23 protein-coding genes and 1 pseudogene are annotated in these 22,355 nt (G+C 62.4%); 8 read left to right on the top strand and 16 right to left on the bottom strand.

Annotated features, from left to right (window positions below; translation table 11 throughout):
* Positions 1 to 8: 8 nt before the first annotated feature.
* From can to ftsY, 5 genes are all read right to left on the bottom strand, one after another.
* A complete protein-coding gene (gene can, locus AB5Y91_RS15295) occupies positions 9 to 668 on the bottom strand; it encodes a carbonate dehydratase (RefSeq protein ID WP_025325422.1) in 660 nt (219 codons plus the stop codon).
* Between the two features lie 186 nt (positions 669 to 854).
* Positions 855 to 1,709 carry an RNA polymerase sigma factor RpoH gene (gene rpoH / locus AB5Y91_RS15290; protein ID WP_025325421.1) on the bottom strand — a complete coding sequence of 285 codons (855 nt, stop codon included), beginning with the start codon at positions 1,707 to 1,709 and terminating at the stop codon, positions 855 to 857.
* A gap of 464 nt (positions 1,710 to 2,173) precedes the next feature.
* Positions 2,174 to 3,127, bottom strand: coding sequence for a permease-like cell division protein FtsX (ftsX, locus tag AB5Y91_RS15285; protein ID WP_005323432.1), 954 nt, complete (start codon positions 3,125 to 3,127; stop codon positions 2,174 to 2,176).
* A gap of 97 nt (positions 3,128 to 3,224) precedes the next feature.
* The gene (gene ftsE, locus AB5Y91_RS15280; protein WP_106885210.1) at positions 3,225 to 3,896 is read right to left on the bottom strand and encodes a cell division ATP-binding protein FtsE; all 672 of its coding nucleotides are present in this window, start codon (positions 3,894 to 3,896) and stop codon (positions 3,225 to 3,227) included.
* 344 nt (positions 3,897 to 4,240) lie between these two features.
* A complete protein-coding gene (gene ftsY / locus AB5Y91_RS15275; RefSeq protein ID WP_368170172.1) occupies positions 4,241 to 6,010 on the bottom strand; it encodes a signal recognition particle-docking protein FtsY in 1,770 nt (589 codons plus the stop codon).
* Between the two features lie 111 nt (positions 6,011 to 6,121).
* On the opposite strand from ftsY, the gene rsmD reads away from it, so the two are divergent.
* Entirely contained in the window at positions 6,122 to 6,751 is a 630-nt protein-coding gene (rsmD, locus tag AB5Y91_RS15270; protein ID WP_368170171.1) for a 16S rRNA (guanine(966)-N(2))-methyltransferase RsmD, read from the top strand.
* Positions 6,752 to 6,871: 120 nt separating this feature from the next.
* Positions 6,872 to 7,186, top strand: a complete 315-nt coding sequence (locus AB5Y91_RS15265) for a DUF1145 domain-containing protein (RefSeq protein ID WP_202047782.1) — start codon at positions 6,872 to 6,874, stop codon at positions 7,184 to 7,186.
* Between the two features lie 37 nt (positions 7,187 to 7,223).
* Here AB5Y91_RS15265 and AB5Y91_RS15260 read toward each other — a convergent pair whose 3' ends face one another.
* Together AB5Y91_RS15260 and fabR are read right to left on the bottom strand one after the other, a co-directional pair.
* Complete coding sequence (locus tag AB5Y91_RS15260) at positions 7,224 to 7,589, bottom strand: YijD family membrane protein (RefSeq protein ID WP_111910783.1); 366 nt, start codon at positions 7,587 to 7,589, stop codon at positions 7,224 to 7,226.
* A gap of 19 nt (positions 7,590 to 7,608) precedes the next feature.
* The gene (gene fabR, locus AB5Y91_RS15255; protein ID WP_025325415.1) at positions 7,609 to 8,229 is read right to left on the bottom strand and encodes an HTH-type transcriptional repressor FabR; all 621 of its coding nucleotides are present in this window, start codon (positions 8,227 to 8,229) and stop codon (positions 7,609 to 7,611) included.
* Between the two features lie 149 nt (positions 8,230 to 8,378).
* Here fabR and AB5Y91_RS15250 point away from each other — a divergent pair, with 149 nt between their 5' ends.
* Positions 8,379 to 9,497 carry a fatty acid desaturase gene (locus AB5Y91_RS15250; protein WP_106885215.1) on the top strand — a complete coding sequence of 373 codons (1,119 nt, stop codon included), beginning with the start codon at positions 8,379 to 8,381 and terminating at the stop codon, positions 9,495 to 9,497.
* Positions 9,498 to 9,973: 476 nt separating this feature from the next.
* On the opposite strand, the gene AB5Y91_RS15245 is transcribed toward AB5Y91_RS15250, so the two are convergent.
* Complete coding sequence (locus AB5Y91_RS15245) at positions 9,974 to 11,227, bottom strand: phospholipase D family protein (RefSeq protein ID WP_368170170.1); 1,254 nt, start codon at positions 11,225 to 11,227, stop codon at positions 9,974 to 9,976.
* Between the two features lie 75 nt (positions 11,228 to 11,302).
* On the opposite strand from AB5Y91_RS15245, the gene AB5Y91_RS15240 reads away from it, so the two are divergent.
* Complete coding sequence (locus tag AB5Y91_RS15240; RefSeq protein WP_368170169.1) at positions 11,303 to 11,464, top strand: hypothetical protein; 162 nt, start codon at positions 11,303 to 11,305, stop codon at positions 11,462 to 11,464.
* Between the two features lie 4 nt (positions 11,465 to 11,468).
* On the opposite strand, the gene AB5Y91_RS15235 is transcribed toward AB5Y91_RS15240, so the two are convergent.
* The 3 genes from AB5Y91_RS15235 to tatA all read right to left on the bottom strand — a co-directional run bounded on the left by AB5Y91_RS15235 (position 11,469) and on the right by tatA (position 13,639).
* Entirely contained in the window at positions 11,469 to 12,929 is a 1,461-nt protein-coding gene (locus tag AB5Y91_RS15235) for a lytic transglycosylase F (RefSeq protein WP_163137361.1), read from the bottom strand.
* Positions 12,930 to 13,160: 231 nt separating this feature from the next.
* Positions 13,161 to 13,463 (bottom strand): YfcZ/YiiS family protein, encoded by a 303-nt coding sequence (locus AB5Y91_RS15230; RefSeq protein WP_042650556.1) that lies wholly within the window; start codon positions 13,461 to 13,463, stop codon positions 13,161 to 13,163.
* Between the two features lie 14 nt (positions 13,464 to 13,477).
* Positions 13,478 to 13,639, bottom strand: coding sequence for a twin-arginine translocase TatA/TatE family subunit (tatA, locus tag AB5Y91_RS15225; RefSeq protein ID WP_005323446.1), 162 nt, complete (start codon positions 13,637 to 13,639; stop codon positions 13,478 to 13,480).
* Between the two features lie 281 nt (positions 13,640 to 13,920).
* Between tatA and AB5Y91_RS15220 the strand changes: the two genes are divergently transcribed.
* Positions 13,921 to 14,925 (top strand): LysR substrate-binding domain-containing protein, encoded by a 1,005-nt coding sequence (locus tag AB5Y91_RS15220; protein ID WP_368170168.1) that lies wholly within the window; start codon positions 13,921 to 13,923, stop codon positions 14,923 to 14,925.
* A 30-nt stretch (positions 14,926 to 14,955) separates the two neighbouring features.
* Here AB5Y91_RS15220 and AB5Y91_RS15215 read toward each other — a convergent pair whose 3' ends face one another.
* Entirely contained in the window at positions 14,956 to 15,555 is a 600-nt protein-coding gene (locus AB5Y91_RS15215) for a YhgN family NAAT transporter (RefSeq protein WP_163155507.1), read from the bottom strand.
* 109 nt (positions 15,556 to 15,664) lie between these two features.
* Positions 15,665 to 15,910 carry a YecH family metal-binding protein gene (locus AB5Y91_RS15210; protein WP_025325408.1) on the bottom strand — a complete coding sequence of 82 codons (246 nt, stop codon included), beginning with the start codon at positions 15,908 to 15,910 and terminating at the stop codon, positions 15,665 to 15,667.
* Positions 15,911 to 16,116: 206 nt separating this feature from the next.
* On the opposite strand from AB5Y91_RS15210, the gene AB5Y91_RS15205 reads away from it, so the two are divergent.
* Positions 16,117 to 17,400 carry a dicarboxylate/amino acid:cation symporter gene (locus AB5Y91_RS15205; RefSeq protein WP_368170167.1) on the top strand — a complete coding sequence of 428 codons (1,284 nt, stop codon included), beginning with the start codon at positions 16,117 to 16,119 and terminating at the stop codon, positions 17,398 to 17,400.
* Between the two features lie 21 nt (positions 17,401 to 17,421).
* Here AB5Y91_RS15205 and AB5Y91_RS15200 read toward each other — a convergent pair whose 3' ends face one another.
* Together AB5Y91_RS15200 and AB5Y91_RS15195 are read right to left on the bottom strand one after the other, a co-directional pair.
* A complete protein-coding gene (locus AB5Y91_RS15200; protein WP_025325406.1) occupies positions 17,422 to 17,736 on the bottom strand; it encodes a DUF2007 domain-containing protein in 315 nt (104 codons plus the stop codon).
* Positions 17,737 to 17,822: 86 nt separating this feature from the next.
* Positions 17,823 to 18,725 carry a LysR family transcriptional regulator gene (locus tag AB5Y91_RS15195; RefSeq protein ID WP_025325405.1) on the bottom strand — a complete coding sequence of 301 codons (903 nt, stop codon included), beginning with the start codon at positions 18,723 to 18,725 and terminating at the stop codon, positions 17,823 to 17,825.
* Between the two features lie 98 nt (positions 18,726 to 18,823).
* On the opposite strand from AB5Y91_RS15195, the pseudogene AB5Y91_RS15190 reads away from it, so the two are divergent.
* A pseudogene (locus AB5Y91_RS15190) lies at positions 18,824 to 19,858 on the top strand (HlyD family secretion protein); the annotation flags it as partial.
* Between the two features lie 98 nt (positions 19,859 to 19,956).
* Positions 19,957 to 21,510, top strand: a complete 1,554-nt coding sequence (locus AB5Y91_RS15185) for a DHA2 family efflux MFS transporter permease subunit (protein ID WP_368170166.1) — start codon at positions 19,957 to 19,959, stop codon at positions 21,508 to 21,510.
* Between the two features lie 56 nt (positions 21,511 to 21,566).
* Here AB5Y91_RS15185 and AB5Y91_RS15180 read toward each other — a convergent pair whose 3' ends face one another.
* Positions 21,567 to 22,193: a lysoplasmalogenase gene (locus AB5Y91_RS15180; RefSeq protein ID WP_025325402.1), complete on the bottom strand. Its 627-nt coding sequence runs from the start codon at positions 22,191 to 22,193 to the stop codon at positions 21,567 to 21,569.
* Positions 22,194 to 22,355 lie beyond the last annotated feature (162 nt).

Below are 22,355 nucleotides of genomic sequence, written 5' to 3'. Positions count from 1 at the left end.
TGGGTTCCTCAGCGACGACGGTGAGGCGGACGCATGTCCGGCCAGGCACGGTAGACGTCCGGGATCTGATCCGGGCCGCTGATGCAGAGATCGAGATCGTGCAGCAGACCGTCCTTGATGCCGTAGATCCAGCCGTGCACCGCCAGCTCCTGCCCCTTGCGCCAGGCATTCTGGATGATGGTGGTGTGGCAGACGTTGGCGACCTGCTCGGCCACGTTCAGCTCGCACAGGTAGTCGAAGCGCTCGTGCTCATCCTCGATGGCTTCGAGCTGCTCGCCGTACTTGAAATAGACATCCTTGATGTTGCGCAGCCAGTTGTCGATGAGGCCCAGCTCCTGGTTCTGCATCGCCGCCTTGACGCCGCCGCAACCGTAGTGGCCGCAGACGATGATGTGCTTCACCTTGAGCACCTCCACCGCGTATTGCAGCACCGAGAGGCAGTTGAAATCGGTGTGTACCACCAGATTGGCGACGTTGCGGTGGACGAAGACATCCCCCGGCAGCAGGCCCATCAGCTGGTTGGCGGGAACCCGGCTGTCGGAGCAGCCGATCCAGAGGTACTCGGGCGCCTGCTGGGCGGAGAGGGTAGCGAAGAAATCGGGATCTTCGGCCTTGATCCGTTCCGCCCACTCGCGGTTATTGGTAAACAGGTCGTTCAACAGTTTCACTTCTGCTCTCCCTAACTGTGGCAGTGGCGGCAACATACCATACACAAGGGTAACCAAGGCAAGGCCGACCAGATCCCGATGAAACAAAAACAGGGCCATCAGGCCCTGTTTTCTACAAGAGAATGCCCTCAGGCATCCATGGCGTCTTTCAGTTTCTTGAGCGGTTCACAGGCTCGGCGAATGTCCTCAGGCGGCCATCGCATCCTTCAGCTTCTTGAGCGCGTTCTTCTCAAGCTGACGCACACGCTCGGCGGATACACCGTAGTTGTCGGCCAGCTCCTGCAAGGTGGTCTTGCTCTCCTCATCCAGCCAGCGGGCGCGGATGATGTGCTGGCTGCGCTCGTCCAGGGTGGCCATGGCCGCACTCAGGCGACGGGTGGCGTGGCTGTCCCAGTTGTCGTTTTCTATGGTGGCGGCCAGATCGGAAGACTTGTCTTCCAGATAATGGACGGGGGCGAAGCCACCTTCATCCTCATCGTCACCGACCAGATCGAAGGCCTGATCGTAGTTGCTCATGCGCGCTTCCATCTCGGTAACGTCCGCGGCAGAAACCCCGAGATCCGCGGCAACGGCCTGCACCTCTTCGTGATTCAGCCAGCCAAGACGCTTCTTGGACTTGCGCAGGTTGAAGAACAGCTTGCGCTGGGCCTTGGTGGTGGCCACCTTGACCATGCGCCAGTTGCGCAGCACATATTCGTGGATCTCGGCCTTGATCCAGTGCACGGCGAAGGAGACCAGGCGCACCCCGACGCTCGGGTCGAAGCGCTTGACCGCCTTCATCAGGCCTATATTGCCTTCCTGCACCAGATCGGCCTGAGGCAGGCCATAGCCGGAGTAGCTCTTGGCCACGTGAACGACAAAACGCAGATGCGACATGACCAGCTGACGGGCAGCCTCGAGATCGCCACCCTGCTGCAAACGCATCGCCAGTTCACGCTCTTCCTCCGCGCTCAGCACGGGGATCGAGTTGACGGCTTGGATATAGCCTTCCAGACTACCTTGCGGAATCAGAGCCATAGTGCGTTGCAATGAAGTTCCCATGTTCTACCTCTTACTTTTCAATCGAATCAGTCTAACACCCTGAGAGGGCCTGTCTACCGACCGGGGGTCATTCTGCGGCCCACATCAAACATAAGTCAAACATCGGCCCCAGCATGAACCCGGGCTATCTTAGGCTGACGGGATGAATCATAAATGAACGGTCAAAAAAAAGGGGTCACAGTGAAGGACCCCTGAAAAGTAGCATGCTAAGTCCATTGTTGCGGAGCTCGCAACCTTCACATGCTTGCCAAGTCAGACGAGCAAGGCAGAGGGGCCACACCCGTATAAATTCTGTTGCACTAGATAGACTGTTTATAAATCAAAAGGTTCACAGGATCCAAATATGATCCTTGGTGCAGGCCTCATTCAGATTACTCTGAGAAAGTGGCCCGTGCCAGAAACGGGCCACTCTTTTACTTGATCCAGTTCGCAAAATCCAGCGCTTTAAAATGCTGACAAATTAATCAGGATGGTTCTATGTCGCGAATGTGTCTGTGCACCGAGAACCAGGACGCAATCAGCCCCAGCAGAGCACCGAGCAGTATGAGGTTGAAGCCGTCGAACGCCCCCATCCCCACCAGCCGGAAGTTGCTGTTGTAAAGCCCCGCCAGCTCCTTCACCACCCCCTCGCTCCAGATCACCATGACCTCGGTCAGCCACCAGGCCAGCATGCCGCCGATGACCCCGAACCAGATACCGGTGTAGAGGAAAGGACGGTGAATGAAGGCGTCGGTCGCCCCCACCAGCTTGAGCACTTCGATCTCGGATCTCTGGTTGAGTATGTTCAGGCGAAGGGTGTTGCCGACGATCAGCAGCACGGCGGAGAGCAGCAGCACGGCGATGCCGGTGATGGTGTGGCGCAGCAGATTCATGATCCCCTGCAGCCGGGTCAGCCACTGCAGATCCAGCTTGCCCTGCTCGATGCCAGGCTCGTTCTCCAGCTTGGCGAGCAGCTCGGCGGCCCCTTCCGGATTCTGCCAGCGCGGATCCGGGATCACGCTCAGCACAGGCGGCAGCGGGTTGCTGTCGAGGTAGTCGAGAGCATCGCCGAAGCCGGAGATCTCGCGAAACTCCTTGAGCGCCTCGTCCCGGTTCATGTAGGTGACGGACTCCACCTCGGGATAGAGCAGGATCCGCTGCTTCATGTCGAGGATGCTCTGCTCCGGCAGATCCTTGCGCAGGTAGAGGGAGATCTGGGAGCTGGTCTGCCAGCTCCCTTCCACCACTTCGGCGTTTTTCAGCAGCACGTGGAAGCAGGAGGGCAGCGCCAGACTGACCCCAAGCACCGCCAGCGTCATCAGGGAGGCGAGCGGGTTGCGCCACAGCTCTCCCAGACTGGCAAAGGCCTGACGCACGTGATCCACGCCGTACATCATCAGACGGCGCAGCGGCGGCTGTTTATGACGAACAATAGCCATCAGAACTCCCTCCCCTGTCGAATATCGGCGACCTGATCCATCCGAGTGACCATCATCAGAGGGCACAGAGGGGGCTGTTTATGACGAACTATGGCCATCAGCTTTCCTCCTGCTCTTGGGAATACATGCGCCCGGCCTTCAGGGTCAGGGTGCGATAGCGCATGCGGGCGATCAGCCCCAGATCGTGAGTGGCAATCAGCACCGAAACCCCGAAGCGATTGAACTCCTCGAACAGTCGCATGATGTCCATGGAGAGCTGGGGATCCAGGTTGCCGGTCGGCTCATCCGCCAGCAGCAGGGGCGGCTTGTTGACGATGGCGCGGGCGATGCCGACCCGCTGCTGCTCACCACCGGAGAGCATGCGCGGCTGGTAACGCTCCTTGCCGAGCAGGCCGACCTTGTCCAGCGCCGCCGCCACCCGCTTGTTGATGTCGGCATGGCTGTAGCCATCGATCACCAGGGGCAGGGCCACGTTGTCGAACACGGTTCTGTCCATCAGCAACCGGTGATCCTGAAAGATCATCCCGATCTGGCGGCGCACATAAGGGATCTGGCTGCGCTGGATCTGGCTGACGTCATCGCCATGGAAGAAGACGCGACCATCGGTCGGCCGCTCCATCACGCTGATGAGCTTGAGGAGGGTACTCTTGCCCGCCCCCGAATGGCCGGTCAGGAAGGCCATCTCCCCCTTGCGCAGGTGGAAGCTGACCTTCTGCAGCGCCTGATGGCCACCGCTGTATACCTTGCTGACCTTGTCAAAACGAATCATAACGGTTCCCTGAGATTGACCAACCCCGACCGGGATCGAAGCATGGCACGCTGGCTCCTCGCGGCGACACTAGCCTTGATGAAATAGCTGATCCGCAGCAATACACCTTGTCAGTCTTGTCGATACAAATCATACCCTGACAGTGACATACCCCGACCGGGATCGAAGCATGGCACACTGACTCTTCGCGGCGACATAAGCCCTTGATGAAATGGCCGATCCGCAGCCACGCACCTTGGCGGCCTGGTCGAAACGAATCATACCCTGACAGTGACAAGCCCCGACCTGAGTCGGGGCATGGAACACTTGCTCATCACGGCTGAGCTGACTCTTCGTGGCCGAACTCATTCATCGCGGCTGAAGAGCGCCTCGATAAAGTCGTTGGCAACGAAGGGACGCAGATCGTCGATCCCCTCGCCCACCCCTATATAGCGGATCGGGATCTGGAATTTGTCGGCCACCGCGAAGATGACGCCGCCCTTGGCGGTCCCATCCAGCTTGGTGAGGGTGATGCCGGTCAGGCCCACCGCCTCGCTGAACAGCTTGGCCTGGCTCAGGGCGTTCTGGCCTGTGCCCGCATCCAGAGTCAGCATGATCTCGTGGGGCGCCTCTTCATCCAGCTTCTTCATCACCCGCACCACCTTCTTGAGCTCTTCCATCAGGTTGCTCTTGTTTTGCAAGCGACCGGCGGTGTCGGCAATCAGTACGTCAGCCCCACGGGAGCGGGCGGCCTCGATGGCGTCATAGATGACGGAGGCGGAGTCGGCACCTGTGTGCTGGGCGATCACCGGAATGTTGTTGCGCTGACCCCACACCTGCAGCTGCTCGACCGCGGCGGCACGGAAGGTATCCCCCGCCGCCAGCATGACGCTCTTGCCGTCGGCCTGGAACTGCTTGGCCAGCTTGCCGATGGTGGTGGTCTTGCCGACGCCGTTCACACCGACCATCAGGATCACGTAAGGCTTCTTGCTGGTGTCGATCACCAGCGGCTGCTCGACCTGAGTCAGCATGGCCCCCATGTCCTGCTTGAGCAGACCGTAGAGCGCCTCGGCATCCTTGAGCTGCTTGCGATCCGCGTGCTGCACCAGGCCTTCGATGATACGGCTGGTGGTATCCACGCCGAGATCGGCGGTCAGCAACTGAGTCTCCAGCTCCTCGAACAGCTCGTCATCGATCTTCTTGCCGCGGAACAGGCCGAAGAAACCGGAGCCGATATTCTCCTTGGTGCGCACCAGGCTGCGCTTGAGGCGAGCAAAGAAGCCCTCCCGCTGCGGCTTGTCCTGAGTATCGTCGTCCACCTTGGCTGCCAATGGCAGGGCGGCCAGCGCGGCGGCCTCAGCCTCCATCGCGGCCACCAGGCGCAGATCTTCCGCTCGCTGGGCCTCTTTGGCGATACGGGCTTCCTCGGCAGCCTGTGCCTCGGCGGCAACACGGGCGGCTTCGGCAGCTTCTGCCTCGGCGGCAATGCGGGCGGCTTCCGCAGCCTGGGCCTCGGCAGCAATACGGGCAGCTTCCGCAGCCTCTGCCTCGGCGGCAATGCGAGCGGCTTCGGCGGCTTGTGCCTCGGCGGCAACACGGGCGGCTTCCGCAGCAATACGCGCCTCTTCCGCAGCACGGGCTTCGGCGGCAATGCGAGCTTCTTCCGCAGCGCGGGCCTCGGCGGCAACGCGGGCGGCTTCGGCGGCTTGTGCCTCGGCAGCAACACGGGCGGCTTCGGCAGCCTGCGCCTCGGCGGCAATACGGGCGGCTTCTGCGGCTTGTGCCTCGGCGGCAATGCGGGCGGCTTCGGCGGCTTGTGCTTCAGCGGCGACACTGGCGGCTTCCGCGGCTTGGGCCTCGGCTTCGGCGGCGATCAGCGCCTCATTGACGATGACGGGCTCGAGTTCGGAGGCAGGTTCCTCCACCACCAGAGGGCCTTCGTCAGGGGCCGCCAGGGGCGCCTCGTGCGGTACAGCAGGGGCCTCGGTCAGGGAAACATCAGCGACGGGAGCGGGGGCAACGGTGGCCTCGGACTCGGCGACAGCCGGGGTGGCGTCAGGGGCCTGTGATTGGACGGCCTCAGCCTCTTCTTTCTTGCGGCCGAAACCCAGCCAGGAAAACAAACCTTTTGCCATCTAAAAAATACTCACTTCGTTGGCTGACTGCTAAGATAGCCGTCCCTCGGCGGGTCGGCATAAAAATGAACCGCCTTATACTACCACTTTATTTTCTGACGACGAAACGCGATGCCCAGAGTGAAATCCAGCCGTAACAGCCCGAGCAAGAGCCCAGCCCCCCAGGGGCGAGCGGGCGTGGTAAGAATCATCAGCGGCCAGTGGAAGGGCCGCAAACTGCCGGTCAGGGATGTGGACGGACTCAGACCCACCACGGATCGCGTCAAGGAGACCATCTTCAACTGGCTGGCCCCCCATGTCCGCGGTGCCCGCTGCCTCGACCTGTTTGCCGGCAGCGGCGGCCTGGGGCTGGAGGCGCTGTCGCGCTACGCCGAAAAGGTGACTCTGGTCGAGATGGACAAGGGAGCCGCCGATCAGCTCAGGAAGAACCTGGCCGCCCTCGGCAGTCAGCAGGGCGAGGTGATCCAGGCCGATGCGGTGAGCTGGCTGCAAGGCCCGGCCACCCCCTTCGATCTGGTGTTCCTGGATCCGCCGTTTCGCCGTGAACTGCTGCCCCAGGTGTGCGAGCTGCTGGAGCAGCGCGGCTGGCTGGCGCCGGATGCCCTCATCTATCTTGAACGGGAAAAGGAGATGAGCGATCTCCCCCTGCCTGCCAGCTGGCAGCAACTCAAGGACAAACAAGCGGGTCAGGTCTGCTACCAGCTCTATCTGCGGGATACCAAGGAGAACACTGCGGTTTGAATGCCAGGCGGGAGAGGAAATGAACGATTGCCACTCCCTGTCAACTTGGACAACAGCAACAACTCAAGGACAAGCAGGCCGGTCAGGTCTGCTATCAACTCTATGTACGGGAGATAAGCGATGAAGCGGGTGTTTAATCTATTGGCGATGGGCGTGCTGCTGTTCTTCTGGCTCGGCGTGGTGCTCGCCCTGCTCGGCACACTGCCGGGCAAACTGAACGGTTTTCTGCCGGTGTGCGGCGTCATAGTGATACTGATGCACTGGGTACAGGCCAGCATGATCAAGGCCGCCTGCAAGCCCTACTTTGCCATCACCCGCCTCGAGTTCACCCAGGTGCTGATCTTCGGCGTGTTCGGCATGATGGAGATCCGCGCCAAGCTGCAGGCCATCATAGACGCCAGACAGAGGGGAGAAAACCCACCCCGGGCTGACTGACCCGAGACCGCCAGATCGAACCTGAAGGAGTGACCTGTCACTCCTTCACTTTTTTCCCCAGGCTGATGCCGAGCTTGATGGAGAGCACGGCGAGCAGCAGCAGCATGGCGATCAGGGAGAAGAAGTTGCTGCCAAGCTCGGGGTACTGCACCTTGAGCAGCGCCGTGTGCCCGAACGCCCCGATGAAGAAGCAGAGCAGGATGCAGCTGGGGGTATTGCCGACTATGGGCTCGTGGCGATAGTGCTGATAGAGCTGGTAGGCCGCCAGCAGCAGGGCGATCAGGGGGAAGAAGGAGAAGGGCACGACCGACTCGGTCAACACCGACAGGAAGGCATCACCGCAGATGCCGATGAGCAGGGCCAGCAACAGGGGCTTCTTCGGGATCGCGTTCGATTCATGCATGGGACTGTCCATCCTTGACTTAAGAGAGAGATTCGCGGCGCTTGCGGTTCTGGACCTCGGCGCCCATGGCGATCATCCGCAACTGGCTGATGGTACGCTCCGACAGGGCCCGGCACTCCTCGGGGGTCATGTCGAGGGCGTCGGCACCGGCGCTGAAAACTATGGTGACCATGGCTTCGGCCTGGATGTAGGCCTCTTCCCGTGGCGCCTGCGTGGTCGCCTCCAGATAATCGGTCAGCTCGGCGATGAAGTGCTGGATCTCGCGGGCCACCGCCTGACGGAAGGCCGCAGAGGTGCCGGAGCGCTCACGGAGCAGCAGCCGGAAGATGTTCGGGTTGTTTTCGACGAATTCCATGAAGGTCTGCACCGAGGTGCTGATAACGCTGCCACCACCGGCGATGCGCTGGCGCGCCTGGCGCATCAGCTGGCGCAGGGTCAGGCCGCCCTCGTCCACCAGGGTCAGCCCCAGCTCTTCCATGTCGCGAAAATGACGATAGAAGGAGGTCGGCGCTATGCCCGCCTCCCTGGCCACTTCCCGCAGACTGAGGTTGGAGAAGCTGCGGTTGGCACAGAGTTGACTGAACGCCGCTTCGATCAGCGTACGCCGGGTCTTTTCTTTTTGTTGCGCGCGAATACCCACGAAAACAGTCACCTTGAGATTAGCGAGGCCAGATGATAACCCGAAGGCGGGGCCTGGATCAGGTTTGTCTCCGACTTTTTTACCATTGACCCGCATTCCGGCTCAATGGAGAATAGTGGACAGCTGTTCGCTGAATGGAGCCGAGTGAAATGGACCGCCCCCCGATCATCATGACCAACACCCTGCTGTTCGCCCTCTCCGGGCTGACGGCACTGATTGCGGTACCCTGGTACGGCCTGACCCATGGCTATGACCTCTGGCAGTGGGGCTGCTTCCTGCTGCTGTTCTGCTACTGCGGCATCTCCATCACCGCCGGTTATCACCGACTCTGGTCCCACAAGGCCTACAAGGCACACCCTGCCCTGCAATGGATCTTCGCCATAGGCGGCGCCCTCGCCCTGCAAAACTCGGCACTCCACTGGTCGTCCGATCACCGCCGTCACCACCGCCACGTGGATGACAACCAGAAGGATCCCTACAGCGCGGGCCGCGGCTTCTGGTACTCCCACATCGGCTGGATGCTGCGGGAATACCAGCGCGAGATCTACCACGATTACAGCAATGTGCGGGATCTGCAGAACAACGCCGTGGTCGCCTTCCAGCACAGGCACTATCTGGCCTTGACCCTGGCCACCAACATCGGCATCCCGCTGCTGCTCGGCCTGATCCATGGGGATCTGCTCGGCATGCTGCTGCTGGCGGGGGTGCTGCGCATGGTGATGACCCACCACACCACCTTCTTCATCAACTCCCTGGCCCACATCTGGGGCAGCCAGCCCTTCACCGATCGCAACAGTGCGCGGGACAACGGCATCCTGGCCTTCTTCACCTTCGGCGAGGGGTATCACAACTTCCATCACCTGTTCGAGAACGACTACCGCAACGGCATCCACTGGTGGCAGTTCGACCCCACCAAGTGGCTGATCCGCACCGCAGCCTGGTGCGGGCTGGCCGGGGATCTCAGATCCTGTCCTGAGGAGCGGATCGAGCAGGCCAGGCTGGAGATGCAGCTCAAACGCGCCCAGGCCAGGCTGCGCAAGGCAGAGGACAGGGAGCTGTGGCAGGCGCTGCTGCAGGAGGAGTACGACAAGCTGAGCCTGCAGATCCAGCACTACTACGCCAGCCGCAAGCTGTTGCTGGAACAGCGCAAGCGCAAGGCGCTGGCCCGCTACGACAGGCTCAAGCTGCAGCTGGAGTATCGCAACCTGCGGGATGGCTTCCTCGTTGCCAAGCGCAACTGGAGTCGCCTGCTGGCCGGCATCGCCTGAGGCGGCTGACCGACAGACCTGATTGCCCAAGACCGCCCGCTGGCGGTCTTTTCATGGGCGTCTGGCGATCTTTTGGCATAAAAAAATGGGGCGACATTCGCATGTCACCCCCTCGCAAATAGCATGTTCCATATTGGGATCCGGCAATAACGGGGCTGATGCGCGTCACGGGTTTCCGCTCCCGATCCGCACTGCCAGCCAGAACACGCTGGCCGACCCACTCCCTTGCTGCCCTCACCCACACGGCAGACCAGCCGCCGTGTTTGTCCTTGCAACCGAAATACTACGCAGTTAAATAAAATAAAAAACCGTTATATGCGGCCCTGTATGCAAGCGAGGGCGCTGCATCAGGTATCGCCTATCGACATAAAGTGATTAAAAACAATACGATAAAATCTCAATCCGGCTTTGGATGGCAAACGTTATCCTCGAAGGCGCACAAGGCTTTGCGAGATCTCGCACAAGCTGGGCCCCACTCACAGCCAGGGGCGCAGCGGCAGCCAGTCGCTCAGTCGCGCCAGCAGGCGCCGCAGCGTCGAGGGGGGCGCCACCACAGGATGGACCGCCGCCCGTTGCCAACCGCAGAGCCAGTGCCGCAGCTCGGCACAGAGCGCCGGGCAGCTCAGGTGCAGCATCAGCTCGGTGTTGAGCATCAGGGAGCGGGGATCCAGATTGAAGCTGCCGAGCAGCGCCTCCTCCTCCCCCATCAGGATCAGCTTGGCGTGCAGACTGCGCCCCTCATCCGACAGCTCGGCCAGCACTATGCCCTGCCGCTCCAGCCAGGGGCGGTGGCGCCGATAGGCGCCATACACCAGGGGCACGTCTGTGCTGGCCAGGGAGTTGGTCAGGATCTCGATGCCGACCTCGGCCTGACGCAGCCGCTTGAGATGGCGGCGCAGGCTCCGGGTCAGGATCAGGTAAGGACTCACCAACCGCAGCGTCCCCTGGTTGCCAGCCAGCTTGCGTCCCAGCCGGGGCGCCGTGGTCGGCCGGGAGATAAGCCCCTTGCCGGGCCTGTCAAACCAGCACTCCCCGACCCCAGGATGCCAACGCAGGGGGAGAGGCGCGTCATCAAACAGGCTGGCGGGCAGATCGTAGACCATGGCCACCGCCGGGTCGGTCAGGGTCAGCAGGAAGTCGTTCACCGCGCGGATCTCGGCGGGCAGCAGGGGGCGCCGCAACAGGCGCCGGATGGGGTGGCTCCAGCGGCTGCGCCAGAACAGCTCGAAGCCCTGCTCGGCCTGGCGGCAGAGGGGGCCGCGGCAGACCAGATCCAGATCGACGAAGTGAGGGGGGGCCCCCAGCCCGAAGTAAGGATCGCCGATGTTGCGGCCACCGATCACCGCCTCGTGGCCATCCACCAGCAGCAGCTTGTTGTGCATGCGGTGGTTGATGCGCCGGAAGCTGAGCAGGCCTTCCAGCAGCAGGGTCAGGGGGCGCCAACCCCTGAGCCAGAACGGATTGAACAGCCGCACCTCGATGCCGGGCTCTGCCGCCACCACCTCCAGGAAGCGGTTGTCGCCGGCATAGAGATCGTCGATGAGCAGCTGGACCCGGACCCCGCGCCGCGCCGCATGGAGCAACTCGGACAGCAACAGCTTGCCGCTGCTGTCCTCCTCCCAGCTGTAATACTGGGCCTGGATCCGGCTGCGGGCGCCGCGGATCAGCTGGCAGCGGGCCTTGAGGGCGGCGCCGGGATCGTCGAGCAGGGCAAATTCGGCGGGGATCAAGGGTCATCTCCTTGTCATGAGACGGTGGCATAACCCAGACAACAGCCCCGATTGCGGCGTGTCAAGGAGCCGATGATGGAAGTGCGCGACCACCCCAGCCTCAGCCAGAGACCCCAGGCCAGTCAGCCTGATCCCACTCCCGCCAGGCTGCTGACCCCCTGGTACCAGCAGCACAGGGATCAGGGCTGGGAGGCCCTCCCCCTTGCCCCCGAGGATGGCCTGCCCGACCGGCACTGAGCACTCAGGGCTGGACCGCCTCCATGGCCTCTGTCTTGCCCTCCACCTGAGGCAGGCTGAAGCGGTAGGCCACGTAGTATTTGTAGATGGTGCCGACGTAGTTGATGGGGCCCTGGCCGACCTCGTTGGCCACCAGCTGCTCCACGTTGCCAAACCAGACGTTCGGATCCAGCCCCCTCTCCCTGGCCTTGGCCTGCAGCGCCTGCACCCGGTTAGGGCCCGCATTGTAGGCCGCCAGGGCGAACAGGTGACGGTTGAGCCTGTCCATCCCGGGATCGTTGAAGTAGGTATCGAGAATGAGCCGCATGTAACGGCAGGCCGCCTCCACACTGCCTTCCAGGCTGGTGAGCCTGGCGCCGCGGATCCCCACCTCGCCCCCCGTGCTCGGCAGCAGTTGCATGATGCCGACAGCCCCGCGGTTGGAGCGGACATTGGGATTGAGCCCCGACTCCTTGTAAGCCAGCGCCGCCAGCATCAGCCAGTCGAGCTCATATTTGTCGGCCTGGGTTTCCAGTACCTTGCGGATGGTCGACAGCCGCCCCAGGGGATCCGGCGCCAGTATGTTGCTCATCTTGTCACTCTGGGCCAGCAGGCGACGCAGGGTCATGTCGCTGTAGAGGGTGCGTTTGCTCGACTCCGAGATATAGGCATTCACCGCCTTGAGCAGCTCGGGGCTGTTGTTGCGCAGTGCCCAGGCGCTGCGCCCCTTGTCCCGCAGCGGGATCAGCTTGTGGGCCTTGAGGCCCCCTATCATGTCGAGCCAGATCCGCCCCTTGAAACTGTCGGTGACGGTCAGCGGTATGATGCCGGCGGCCACCATCTCCAGCAGATCCCCGTCCTGCAGGTACTCAGGCACTGTCTCTATGTAGACGGGGGGTAACCCCAGCTCGCGGAACAGCCAGTTGAGCTGATGCAGGCTCTCGTAATAGCTGGAGCTGGCCCGCACCCAGATCCGCCGACCGGAGAGCTGAGTGATGCGGTTGAAACCCGTCAGCTCCCGCTGGCTCACCACCCACTCCTCGATGGGCGAGATGAGCGGCTGGGAGAAGGTGACCTGCTCGCGCCGGGTCGGCGTCACCGTCAGGTTGGCCGCCACCAGATCCCCCCGCCCCTCGGTGAGGTAGTCCAGCAGCTTGTCCTGACGCACCGGGATATAGATGATCTTGAGCTTGAGCTTCTCCTTGGGGAGATAGGTCTGGTTCAGCCAGCGCTCGAAGCCTTGCAGTTGATTGACCAGGATGCCGTACTGGGCCCCCTTGTCGAAGAAGAAGAAGCCCCGTTCATAGACCACCAGGGCCCTGAGCTCCTTCTTTTGCAGTATGTGTTCGAGATCCCCAGGTTGGGGCAGGAGCTTGGGCTTGACGTCCGCGGCGCGCGAAGGGGCATCACCAGGCTGGGAACCGAGATCCGCCGCCAGCAGAGGGAGAGAACAGAGGACCAGCAGGGCCCAAATCCATCGCATCATGAGGTAGCCACCTTCTGTTGGTCGACTCGCGCCTTGAGATTCTCGGCAGGACAAGGCCCGACACGCGGGACTCATGACGGGGTGCCATCATGGCACCTTCCTGCAGCGGAACTATTGGTGCCGGACTGAAACCGGATCGTCCGTGGGATAACTCACTATACAACGCAAAGAGAGGGAAAAGGCGAGGGGCAAAGCAATACGGCAGGCAAGCCTGCCGTCTCATCGGGGGGCTCAGATAGAGCGGGCACGCATCTCGAAAATCAGCTTCTCGGCGGTGCAGGTGAATTGCAGGCGGGCCTTCAGGATCACGCCGTCGGCGCCCTGGGTCAGTTCGCTGTCGATCACGGCTTCGGCGGTCACCTGCTTGGCCAGCGCCTCATAGGCCGCCAGCTTGGCGCGGGCGTCGGCTTCTGCCGCGGCCTCGATCACCAGCTCCATCACATCGTCGCCTTCACCTATGATGGTGCCGATCTCGGCGAAACAGCCGCAGCTGTCGCAGGTTTCATTCAATTCCACTTTTTCGTCTACAGACATACTTCCACTCCTACTCATTTCGGATGTACTTCATCGTCACGCAAGGCTTTACGAAAATCCCTGATGGCGGTGCCCAGATCCTCACCAGCACCGGCCAGGCGTTTGCTGCCAAACACCACGACGACCACCACCAGCAGGATCAACAGATGCCAGATATGAATTCCACCAAGTCCCATAGGGCGACTCCTGACAGATAGATACCCGTTGTTTGTATCAAAAGAAGGCGCAACGATTGTTGGGCAAAATCAAGGCAGGCGCAAGTTGGCAGGAAAATCGTCAAAAAACATAAAAAGATACGGCGACCTTTGGCCGCCGTATGAGTCGGTGCTACTTGTCCCCTCAACCGCTACATCCTGTACCAGTCGCCATGAAGGCGAGAGACAGGTCGAGCATAGGGTCGCCAAGATATGAAAACAAATGGTATAAATTCATCTAAGAATTGAAGAGGATTCATATCATGTTGCTGGAACAGCTCGGGCGCATAGATCTTAATTTGTTGATTATCCTGCAAGTCTTGCTGGAAGAGCGCAATGGCAGCCGGGCCGCCCGCCGCCTGCATCTGAGTCAGTCCGCCGTCAGCAAGGCCCTGGGTCGCCTGCGGGAGACCTTCGACGATCCCCTGTTCGTCCGCTCCGCCTACGGGCTGGATCCCACCCCGCGCGCCCTCGATCTGCAGTTGCAGTTGCAACCCATACTGCTGTCGCTGGACAACCTGATCCAGCCCCCCGCCTTCGATCCCGCCAGCACAGAGCGGGAGTTCGTCATCGCCAGCATGGACAGCGCCTTCACCCTGTTCGCGCCGCTCTACCTGAGCGAGCTCAAGCGCAAGGCACCGGGGATCCGGCTGCGTTACGAGGAGTGGACAGAGCACAGCCTGACCGAGATGAGCCAGGGTCAGGTGGACATCGCCTTCACTGTGCGGGAGAACTGCATCAACTCGGATTTCAGGCTGGATACCCTGCCCAACGCCATCTGCCAGCGACTGCTCGCCATCGATGACCTCACCTGCCTGGTGCAGCGGGATCACCCGGCCCTGCGCGAACCCGAGTGGGATCTCCCCCGCTACCTGGCCTACCCCCATGTGCAGACCTATTGCGAGGGGCGGGATCGCTGGATGCTGGATCACAAGCTGGCGGAGCAGGATCTCTACCGCCGGATCGAGGCGACTGTGCCCTCCTTCGAGGCGGCGCTGCGCATGGGCATGCACTCGGACATGATAGTGACACTCTCCCGGCTCTATGCCCGCCACGCGACCCAGGTCTATCCGCTGGTGCCGCTGCCGCTGCCCATCGCCCTGGACAGCATCTCCCACCTGCTCATCTGGCATCAGCGCCACGAGGAGGATCCGGGGCACCGCTGGCTGCGGGAGACATTGCTCACCCTCATCATGGGCAAGCTGGAGGCCCCGGCCGGAGACCCGTCCCGCCCGGACGAGGCGCTGGCCGTCATGGACGCACAATAAGAAAGGGGCTGCCTGGCAGCCCCTCTCTTTTTACCCCTTGCCCGTCACCGCCAGATAGTGGTGCACACCATCCAGCAGCATCTGCACCGAGATCATCACCAGCAGCATGCCCATCAGCCGCTCCACGGCGGTGAGTCCTCGCTCACCCAGCAGCTTGTTGAACAGCTCGTAGAACATCAGGATCACGGCGCTGGCACCCCAGGCCATCAGCAGGGCCAGAGACCAGTCCGCCATCCGGGTCGGCTCCTGGTTCGCCAGCAGCAGCAGGGAGGCCAGGATGGAGGGGCCCGCTATCATGGGGATGGCCATGGGCACCAGGAAGGGTTCCTCCCCCGCCGCCAGCCCGGTCACGCCCCCCGGACTCGGGAATATCATCTTGATGGCAATGAGGAACAATATGATGCCCCCGGCGATGCTGACCGCCTCCTGGCGCAGGTTCAGGAAGCTCAGGATCTGCTGACCGGCAAACAGGAAGCCCAGCATGATGGCTAAGGAGAACAGCAGCTCGCGCATCATCACCTTGCGCCGCCGCTTGGGATCGACATGACGCAGTATGGAGAGGAAGACCGGCAGGTTGCCCAGCGGATCCATGATCAGAAACAACATGACGGCAGCGGAGAAAGTATCCATACAGGTTCCCGGGCGTTGCCCAGGCCAAGCCTTTAACAGAGGGGGGAGAGGGCGAAATATAACAAAGGAGGCGGGATTCGGCGAGCGCCTCGGTACGCTCGCCGCGGGATCAGCCGTGGTTGCAGATCTTGTCGGCCCGGGTCTGGAAGCCCTGCTCTGACTCGATGAACTTGCCGCGTTTGGCCAGCAGGCTGATCAGCGCCTCTGCATCCATCTCGCTCGCGCTGCAGGTATGGAAGCGGGCATCGGCGCCAAAGCGCGCCTCAATCGCCTCCCTGAGGCTGGCCCGGGTAAAATGGCCACCCTCTTCCAGCATCATCTCCATCACTTCGTGACCGTGTATCGACTGGGACATCTCAAGCCTCTTTAATCATCATGTCAGATGTCCATTAGAGCCTGAACCCCGGCCACCGATCTTGATATAAGCCAACAAAACGCCTTTTTTAGCTCCCCCGGGCTGGCCGCGAGCGTCGCTTTGTCGATAATGTGGCAACCTGATCGGGGGATGGCTACACTAGCGCCCCTTTGCCATCGCAGACAGAAAATAAGGACATTGGCGTCATGCTGTTCCATGGATTGGTCTTCAAGCCCTGGCGGATCTGGACCCGCCGCCCGCTCTGGTTGAAGACACTGCTCGGCATGCTGACCGGGATCGGGCTAGGACTCTGCTTCAGCGAGCAGGCAATGCTGCTCAAGCCCATCGGCGTCCTGTTCGTGAACACCATACAGATGCTGATGGTGCCCCTCATCTTCTGCTCCGTCATCGCCGGCCTCACCGCCCTGCTCAAGGGCAAGACCCTGGACAGGATCGGCAGCAAGGCCATAGGTCTCTACCTCTGCTCCACCGCCGTCGCCATCTGCATCGGCCTGGTAATGGGCTGGCTGCTGGAACCCGGCATGGGCGCCAACATGGGCCCCTACGAACGGACCGGTGTGATGGTGCAGCCGACCCTGGCCAGCGTGCTGAGCCATCTGGTTCCCCACAACCCGGTACAGGCCATGGTGGATGGCAAGATATTGCAGGTGATCGTCTTTGCGGTGGCCCTCGCCCTGGCCCTCAATGCCAGCAGACGACGCGGTCGCCCTGCCATTCTGTTCTTCACCTCCCTGGCGGAGGGGATGTTCAAGCTGACCCAGATGGTGATGGCGCTGGCCCCCTATGGCGTCTGCGCCCTGATGGCCTGGATGACGGGCAAATACGGGGTGAGCCTGCTGCTGCCCCTGCTCAAGGTGATAGGCGCCGTCTACCTCGGCTGCCTGCTGCACGTGCTCGGGGTCTACAGCAGCCTGCTGATCCTGCTGGCCCGCCTCAATCCGCTGCACTACTTCAAGAGCATCGTCGACGCCCAGGCGGTGGCCTTCACCAGCAGCTCAAGCAGCAGCACCCTGCCCATCAGCCTGGCCTGCGCCGAGCGCCGGCTGGGGGTCTCCCCCGCCATCACCGCCAAGGTGCTGCCGATTGGCGCCACCATCAACATGGATGGCACCGCCCTCTATCAGGGGGTGACGGCGCTGTTCGTGGCCCAGGCATTCGGGGTGGATCTGCACGTGGTGGATTACCTGACCATCATCAGCATCGCCACCCTGGCCAGCATAGGCACGGCCGGCACGCCGGGCACAGGGCTCATGCTGCTGACCCTGACGCTGACCGCGGTGGGATTGCCGCTGGAAGGGGTGGCGCTGATTGCCGGGATAGACAGGATCCTCGACATGGCCCGTACCACTGTCAACGTCTCCGGCGACATCCTGGTGTCGGTGCTGATCGCCCGCAGCGAGAAGGAGCTGGATCTGGCGATCTATCACGATGCCAGCGCGGGGGAGGACATCGACTTCACCCTGCGCTGAGGGTGACGGGAGGGAAAGATCTCAGTGATCCTGGGGATCGTGATGGCAGCGCCAGCAGATATCGAAGTTGGCGCCGTTCTCCTCCCCGCACTGGCCGCACAGCCAACCATTGCCCTGGCGCTGCTGGTAGCGCTCTATGATCCTGCCTGCCCGCCGACGATCCTGCTCGCACACCATCAGGGTGACCTGCAGCAGATCCACGGGCAACTCCCCTAGCGCCCCCGAGAGCCCCTCCCCGCTGAGCCGCACCCGCACCCCTTCGACTTCCAGCGCCCCTTTCAAGGCATGCGCCTCCAGCGAGTGGGAGGCCCGATACAAGTTAATCCACTGCTCCATATATCCTCTCCTCGCAACCCCTGGTCGATGCACCGGCGACGCCGGCCCAAGGACCATCACACTTCCTCCGCATGACCCCTTGCCGCTCACAGCAGGTTGTCGATGCCGTAAGTCGGGCCGTTGGCCACCAGAAAATCGATAAACACCCTCAACTTGCGCGGCATCAGCCGCCGCTCGGGAAACAGCAGATAGATGGGCACCTTGGGCTGCTGCCAGTCCGGCAGCAGGGCCACCAGAGAGCCGTCGGCCAGCTCATCATGGCACAACATGGCGGGCAGGGAGGCGAGCCCCAGCCCGGCCTTCGCCGCTTCTCTGGCACAGGTGATGTTGTTGACCTGGAAACGGGACGGCGGATCCACCAGCACTTCCCGGCCATCCCGTTCAAAACACCAGTGGGAGGCGAGAAAACCGCTGCTCACCGCGACCCTTTCATGGCGCACCAGATCCTCGGGTCGGGTGATCGCCGGGCTGCGGGCCAGATAATCCGGGCTGGCGCAGAGCAGGCGCCCGGTGCTCCACAGGCGCCGGGCCGCCAGGTTGGAGTCGCTCATGTCGCCGATCCGCACTATGGCATCCAGCCCCTCGCTGATGGGATCCACTATGCGGTTGGTCAGCTCCAGATCCACCCGCAGCCCCGGATAGGCTTGCAGAAAGTGAGCCACCAGCCGACCCACCACCAGCTGCCCCGTCTCGATGGGAACCGCCAGCTTGAGGGTGCCGGTCACCTCCTGCTGGCTGGCACTCAGCATCAGCTCGGCCTGGGCCAGCTCCTCCACCGCCTTGCTGCAACGCAGGTAATACTGCTCGCCGGCCTCGGTCAGGGTGAGCTGGCGGGTGGAGCGATAGAGCAGCCGCACGCCGAGGTGCTGCTCCAGTTCGGCGATGCGACGGCTCACCGTCGCCTTGGTCATGCCCAGCTCTTGGGCGGCGGCGGTAAAGGAGCCTTTGTCGACGATGCGCACCAGAATCAAGGCTGCGTTCAAGTCCATTGTCTCACCAGTGAAACTGTATATCTCATGAATGGATACTAATCGAAACAGTCTGCCGATGTTAGCCTGCCCGCCACAGTTCAGGAAAAGCAAAAATCATGAGTCAACACAAGAAGATCCCTCTGCTGGCAGCCCTGCTGCTGGCCCTGCTCGGCATGCTGTTTGCCGCCTACTGGTATCTGCACGGCCGCCATTTCGAGAGCACCGACAACGCCTATCTGCAGAGCGAGGTGACCGGCATCGGCTCCAAGCTGCCCGGCTATATCAGCGAGGTGCAGGTGACCGACAACCAGGAGGTCAAGGCCGGCCAGCTCATCGCCAGACTGGACGACAGGGAGTACAGAACCCGGGTGCTCGAGGCCGAGGCCGATCTGCACCTCAATCAGGCGACCGCGGAGAACCTGGCCGCCACCCGAACCCAGCAGCTGAGCCTGATCCGTCAGGCCGAGGCCAGGGTCGCCTCGGCCAATGCCGAGCAGGTGCGGGCCCAGCAGCAGGTGCGCCGGGTCAGCCAGCTCAATCAGCGCAACTACAGCTCCCAGGACAGCCTGGACGAGGTGCGCGCCGGTCTGCAGGTCAATCAGGCCCAGGAGCAGGAGGCCAGAGCCGCCCTGCAGGCCGCTCGCGAGCGCCTGCTGGTGCTGGACGCCGAAGCCAAGCAGAACCAGGCCAGGCTGGCACTGAGTGAAGCCCAGCTCGAACAGGCCAGGCTGGAGCTCGGCTACACAGAGCTGCGGGCCCCGGCGGACGGCATCATCGGCAAGCGCAGCCTGCGGGAAGGGCTCTATGTGCAGTCCGGCATGCAGGTGGCCAGCCTGGTACCGCTGCAACAGGTGTGGGTCGAGGCAAACTTCAAAGAGACCCAGCTGCAGCACATGCAACCGGGTCAGCGCGTGGAGGTGATCCTGGATGCCTATCCGGATCAGCCGGTCGAGGGGATCATCGACAGCCTGGCCCCCGCCACCGGCGCCAAGTTCGCCCTGCTGCCGCCGGAGAACGCCACCGGCAACTTCACCAAGATAGTGCAGCGGGTGCCGGTCAAGATCCGCATCCCCGAGCCGGGCGCACTGGCAGGCAAGTTGCGTCCTGGCCTCTCCAGCGAAGTGATAGTGGATACCCGTGATCCCGAGCCAGACGCACTGGCAGGCAAGCTGCGTGCCGATCAATCTACCCTCTCCACCGAGGTGACAGTAGACACCCGCAATCCTGAGCCCATGGTCGCCGCCAACTGATGGAACCCATTCCACGTCGCAACTGGATCGCGGTCATGGGGGGCCTCATCGGCGCCTTCATGGCCATACTCGACATCCAGATCACCAACGCCTCCCTGAAGGACATTCAGGGGGCCCTCTCGGCCACCCTGAGCGAGAGCTCCTGGATCTCCACCTCCTATCTGGTGGCGGAGATGATCGCCATCCCCCTGAGCGGCTGGCTGAGCCGGGGGCTGAGCGTGCGCCGCTACCTGCTGTGGACCACGGGGGCCTTCATCGTCGCCTCCGTGCTCTGCTCGTTCAGCTGGAACCTCACCAGCATGATCGTCTTCCGGGCATTGCAGGGCTTCACCGGCGGGGCCCTGATCCCCATGGCCTTCTCCCTCATCGTCAGCCTGCTGCCGCTGCACAAGCGGGCCACCGGCATGGCGCTGTTCGGCCTCTGTGCCACCTTCGCCCCCGCCATAGGTCCGACCCTCGGGGGCTGGCTGACGGAGCAGCTCTCCTGGCACTACATCTTCTATCTGAACGTGCCTCCCGGCCTGCTGGTGATGGCCATGCTGGCCCACGGTCTGGACAGGAAGCCGGTGGACTGGGAGGTGATAAAACGGGTGGATCTGGTCGGCATCCTCACCATGGCGGTGGGGCTGGGTCTGCTGGAGGTGGTGCTGGAGGAGGGCAACAGAGAGGACTGGTTCGGTTCCAGCTTCATAGTGCGGCTCACCGTCATCTCAGTGGTGGCCCTGGTGTTCTTCGTCATCAGCCAGCTGCTGCGCCGCCATCCCCTGGTCAATCTGCGGCTGCTGCACAGCCCGCGCTTCGCCCTGGCCTGCTTCGCCTACCTGGTGCTCGGCATGGCGCTGATGGGGTCCATCTATGTGCTGCCGCTCTACATGGCGCAGATCCACAACTACAACGCCCTGGAGATTGGCGAGGTGCTGATGTGGATGGGGCTGCCCCAGTTGCTGGTGCTGCCCCTGGTGCCCAGGCTGGTCATCCGGATAGATCCGCGCTACCTGGTGAGCTTCGGCTTCCTGGTGTTTGCCATCAGCTGTTTCATGAACGTCAACATGAGCGCCGACTACGCCGGCCCCCAGCTGATCCAGTCGCTGATAGTGCGGGCCCTGGGTCAGCCCTTCATCATGGTGCCCCTCTCTCTGGTAGCCACCGCCAGCCTGACCCCGGAGGAGATCCCCTCCTCCTCCACCCTGCTCAACGTGCTGCGCAACCTCGGGGGGGCCTTCGGCATCGCCATCATAGCCACCCTGATCGACAACGACACCCGCATCCATGCCAGCCAGATAGGCAGCACCCTGGCCGCCACCAGCATAGAGGGGCAGAGCTACCTGCTGCAGCTGGCCCAGACCATGATGGCCCAGGGCTCGGATCCCGCGCTCGCCCAGCAGCAGGCCAGGGCCATGCTGTCCAATACCATCAACCGGGAGGCCGCCATCATGGCCTACAACCAGGTGTTCTACGTGATGGGTATCTTCCTGCTCATCGCCAGCGCCCTGATGCTGCTGCTCAGGCAACCGGCCCCCAGGGCCGCGGACGCCGAGCCGCTGGAGGCGTAAGCCAGAAATCAGAAACGGGCCGCTAGGCCCGTTTTCTTATGGTCGACGAAGCCTGCTCATCCCGCCAGGGAGGCGGCGATCAGGAACTGGGCGGCGAAGTAGCTGCTCATGATCCAGGCCGTGGCATGGGGGAAGGGGCGGCGGAAGCGATCTAGCGCCAGCATGCTGTCGGAGAAGAGGAACATCAGCGCCCCCACCAGGGCCGCAGCAGAACCTGCGGTGAGAGAGGCGTGCCAGGCGCCGGCGGCGACCCAGGCCATGGCGATGATCACCAGCATGTAGCAGAACACAGGGATCTTCATCTCCCCGAGCTTGCCCCACAGCAGGCCGAACACCATGCCGGCCACCAGCAACAGCAGCAGGCCATCCACCAGCTTGAGCACCAGGGGGCCCTGGGCGAAACCCACTATGTAGCAGAGGTGCGCGACAAAAAATGCCGCCAGTCCCTGGATGAAGCGATCCCGTGGCAGCATCAGCAGCACGTCCCCGGCCAGCGACAGGCAGAGGCCGAGCAGGATCCAGGCGTGGGAACCGTTGTGGTCATCGCTCTGGTAGCCAAAGGCCAGGGCGATGATGAACAGCATGGTCAGCGGTTTGCTGATGTAGAACTGACGGGAGTCTGAGCCATAAGCCGCGCGGATGTGCCACCAGCCAGATGCGATGATCAAGAAACTCAATAACATGCCCTGCTCCTCACCGATTGCTCGCGGTCACACGGCAACCTCTTTAGTGCCCGCAAGAGTAGCAAATTCCCCCGCCCAGTGGCAGGGGTGTGAAGCAGATGACACCCTACACCTAAAGTCTAATTGCCCCCTGCTCGCGGCTCGGGCATAAGAGACAGCTCT

Source organism: Aeromonas sp. R4-3, from assembly GCF_040908275.1.
GTDB classification, from domain to species: Bacteria; Pseudomonadota; Gammaproteobacteria; order Enterobacterales; family Aeromonadaceae; genus Aeromonas; species Aeromonas rivipollensis.
The sequence above is the reverse complement of the archived record's forward strand: the minus strand, read 5'-3'. Positions and strand labels throughout refer to the sequence as shown.